The 3,899-nt window shown below is 55.0% G+C and carries 4 protein-coding genes; all 4 read right to left on the bottom strand.

Annotated elements, in window-relative coordinates:
• Nucleotides 1-29: 29 nt before the first annotated feature.
• Nucleotides 30-998, bottom strand: a complete 969-nt coding sequence (locus ACP5OT_RS17625; protein ID WP_424675345.1) for an ABC transporter permease — start codon at nt 996-998, stop codon at nt 30-32.
• A gap of 5 nt (nt 999-1,003) precedes the next feature.
• Entirely contained in the window at nt 1,004-2,497 is a 1,494-nt protein-coding gene (locus ACP5OT_RS17630; RefSeq protein WP_428132889.1) for a sugar ABC transporter ATP-binding protein, read from the bottom strand.
• A 53-nt stretch (nt 2,498-2,550) separates the two neighbouring features.
• On the bottom strand, nt 2,551-3,477 hold the full coding sequence (rbsB, locus tag ACP5OT_RS17635; RefSeq protein ID WP_424675347.1) for a ribose ABC transporter substrate-binding protein RbsB: 927 nt from the start codon (nt 3,475-3,477) through the stop codon (nt 2,551-2,553).
• A 99-nt stretch (nt 3,478-3,576) separates the two neighbouring features.
• On the bottom strand, nt 3,577-3,899 hold a 323-nt coding region (locus ACP5OT_RS17640; RefSeq protein WP_428132892.1), incomplete at its 5' end, for an ABC transporter permease.

Here is a 3,899-nt window from a genome sequence, read left to right on the forward strand (position 1 = left end):
TACAGATCTTCTTGCTGCCATAGCAGGTTTCACGCGCCTCGTCTGCGGTTGGGTCGTTCAATTCCCCCCGTCATCATCACCGCAGCGATAAAGATTAAACCTTTGATGACCTGCTGGTTGTATGACGGTACCCCAAGCAGATTCAGCCCATTTGCCAGCATCCCGATGATAAACGAACCGGCAATTGTGCCCACTATTCCACCGCTGCCACCCGCTAAGCTGCTCCCACCTAACACTGCTGCAGCGATGGCGTCGAGTTCGAGACCGATCCCGGTGTTGGGCTGAGCCGACCACAGGCGCGCCGTGAGCATGATGCCACTCAGGGCCGCAAACCATCCGCTGATCAGATAAGCGCTGAATGTGACCTGTGGTACGTTGACCCCCGCCAACCGTGCAGTCTCTTCATTGCCGCCGACTGCGTAGAGGTGTAGGCCAAGGCGTGTTTGGCGCAAGACCAGATGGGCAATGACGGCGGTGCATAGCAACACCCAGACCGGTATCGGTACTCCAAACAGAGAATCGCTCCCCCAAACAGTGAAAGCACGATCAAGACCGGCAATAGGACGGCCTTGTGTGTACACCAGCGTCAAGCCGCGTGCGGCTGCCATACTGGCAAGGGTGGCAATAAATGGCGGTAGACGCCCCCATACGATCAACGCACCGTTGATGAATCCAATGCCGATCCCGGTCATCATTCCAGCTAAAAGACCCGGATACGTCCCAAATTGCACCGCTATGCCGGCTGCAATCGCACCGGCTAGCGCTGCGGTCGAGCCTACCGACAGATCGATGCCACCGGTAATGATCGTGAATGTCATGCCAATCGCGACCAGCGCTATCAGTGATGTTTGTAAAGCAAGTGTCAGCAGGTTGTTCACCGTCAGAAACTGCGGTGAAAATAATGTAAACCAGATCGCCAGGGCTACCAAAATTCCATACGTCCCTAGCTGACGGTATACCAATGTGCGTTGCGCCCAATTCAGCGATGCTTTGGTCATGATAGTTACCCTGGTCCCACCGCTGCTTGCATAATCCGATCTTGGCTCGCTTCTCTGCGGCTAAATTCGGCTGTAATCCGTCCTTCTCGCATTACAATGATCCGGTCACTCACGGCCAGGATTTCGGGTAGCTCTGAGGAAATCATCAGAATAGCCATTCCTTGGCTCGCTAACTCACGGATGAGGGCATGAATTTCAGCTTTGGCGCCTACATCAACCCCACGGGTTGGTTCGTCAAGGATAAGTAGCTTTGGTTTGAGGGCTAACCAGCGTGCAATGATCACTTTTTGTTGATTACCACCGGAGAGATTCCGTACCTGTTGTTGTAACGATGGTGTGCGTACTCGTAATTGACTGATAAGTTCGGCGATGTGTTTGTTCAACGTGCGAAATTCTATGAAACCAAGCCGCGATAATCGCTCGATCAAGCCGGTAGCAGCGTTGTTGTATACACTCTGCTTGAGAAAAAGTCCTTGCATCTTGCGATCTTCGGTCACAAATCCGATTCCGAGCTTGATGGCATCACGTGGTGAGCGGAGCCGAACCGGTTGCCCTTCAAACCATAGCTCACCTTGATCGAGTCGGTCAGCCCCAAACAGCAGACGGGCGACATTGGTACGTCCGGCGCCGACCAGTCCGGCCATGCCGACAATCTCACCGCGATGGAGCGTGAGTGATACGCCGCGCACCTCTTTACCGGCGTGCAGATTGACGGCTCGGATTAGCGGTTCTCCGCGCTGTGCAACGAGGGTGGGTTCAGGCGCCTGCAACGACCGCCCAACCATCAGTTGGACTAAGCGCTGAGCGGTAAACTCATTGGTTGCTCCGACCGATACCAATTCGCCATCGCGCATCACGGCAATGCGGTCGGCAAGAGCAAAGATCTCATCGAGGCGGTGTGAGATGTAGATCAATGCAACCCCTTCGGCCCGCAGTTGGCGTACCAGGCGGAAGAGGATGTCGGTTTCGCGCTCGGTCAGCGAGCTGGTCGGTTCGTCGAGGGCAATCAGTCGTGCCTGGTACGACAACGCCCGCGCAATCTCAACCAGTTGTCGCTCGGCAATGCTCAAATCTGCTACCTTTGCCCGCGCCGAGATGGCGATCCCTAACCGATCAAGAGCCTGCTGCGCTTGTTGATACAACCGGTTCCAATCGATCCAACCGGCTCGGTGCGGTTCACGCCCCAAGAACATGTTTTGCCCAACCGTCAGTTCGGGGAGGAGCGCTAGCTCTTGATGGATCATCGTGATCCCTAACGCTTGCGCGCGTCGCGGTGAGTCGATGATGACGGGTTGCCCGTCGAGCATGATCGTACCGTTATCGGGTTGAACGATCCCGTTGATGATATTCATCAGGGTTGATTTTCCGGCGCCGTTTTCACCCACCAACGCAAGAATCTCATGGCTGTACGCTTCAAGACTGACGTTTTTTACCGCCTGTACGCCCGGAAATGTTTTGACAATGTTGCTGAGAGTTAGACGAGGTGTTGTGGTTGTCATACACTGGTACGCCAGCCGGCAGTCATACATCGACCGCCGGCCTGGCCGTTAGGCTACTTCGTCACTAAGCTCAACGGGACCGGAATCGAGGACTCAACCTTGTCGCCCTTCAAATACTTCACGACCGTTTCAACCGCGGTTTGACCCATCAGTGCCGGCTGCTGGGCAACGGTGGCCGCCAACTTCCCCTCTTGTACCGCTTTCGTCGCGTCATCGATGGCGTCAAACCCGACAAACACAATCCCGCTGCGGCCTGCGGCCTCAGCCGCTTGAATAGCACCCAGAATCATCTCGTCATTGTGGGCGAAGACACCGTTGATTTCGGGCTGTGCCTGCAAGATGTTTTCAAACACCCGCAGACCACGGTCGCGGTTAAAGTCGGCAGTCTGTTGGGCAACAATCTCAACTCCTTTGCACGAGCTTGCCATGTAGTCGTTGAAACCTTGGCCGCGATCACGGGCTGCCGATGTACCGGCGATGCCTTGTAGTTCGACAACTTTGCCCTTGCCGCCCAGCGTGTTGCAGAGAAACTCGGCTGCCATGCGGCCACCAGCTACGTTGTCCGAGGCAATGTGGCTCACGACCGTCCCACCATTAGCGCCACGGTCAACCGTGAAGACCGGTATCCCGGCCTCGTTGGCTTTTTGTATGGCCGGCACAACCGCATCCGAATCGGTGGGATTGATGATCAATGCGTTGACCTTCTTGGTAATCAGGTCTTCGATCCCGGCAATCATCTTGGCCGAGTCATCCTGAGCATCTACAATCGTCAAAGTGACCCCTGCTGCGTCGGCAGCACGCTGGGCTCCATCTCGCAAGGTGACAAAGAAGGGATTATTCAGGGTTGAAATGACCAAACCAATTGTGATGTTGCTGCTGCTCTGCGCCGGTGTTGTCGGTGTTGCCACCGGAGTGGTCGATGTGCATGCGGCCAACGCACTCAGTCCTAACACGATGATGATCCGTAATAGGTGCTTCATTGCGGTCTTCCTCCTCTTTGATCACGACGAAAACGTTTGCGCAACGAAAAATCGAAACCGGAAACCTCTTGTGCTTGCTACACCTCCTTTCACCCGCATTTATGTAGATTGCGCTGTGCGACTGATCAGTCGATAGAGTAGGAGAGCCAGCGCAATAACTACCCCTTTCACGACTTGTTCCCAGAGTGGTGAGACGTTGAGCAGATTAAGACCGTTGTTGAGGGTTTCGATCAATAGCGCTCCCAACAGTGTACCAACTAGTCCCCCTTCACCGCCGCTGAAACTGGTTCCACCAACGACTACCGCAGCTATCGCGTTGAGTTCATAACCGAGGCCAATAGTTGGTTGAGCCGAGTCGAGCCGGGCAATCAGAACGAGACCGGCTAACGCAGCACATAAGCCCGAGAGGGTGTAAACCAGCA

The sequence above is a fragment of the Chloroflexus sp. genome (assembly GCF_049970315.1).
Lineage (GTDB): Bacteria > Chloroflexota > Chloroflexia > Chloroflexales > Chloroflexaceae > Chloroflexus.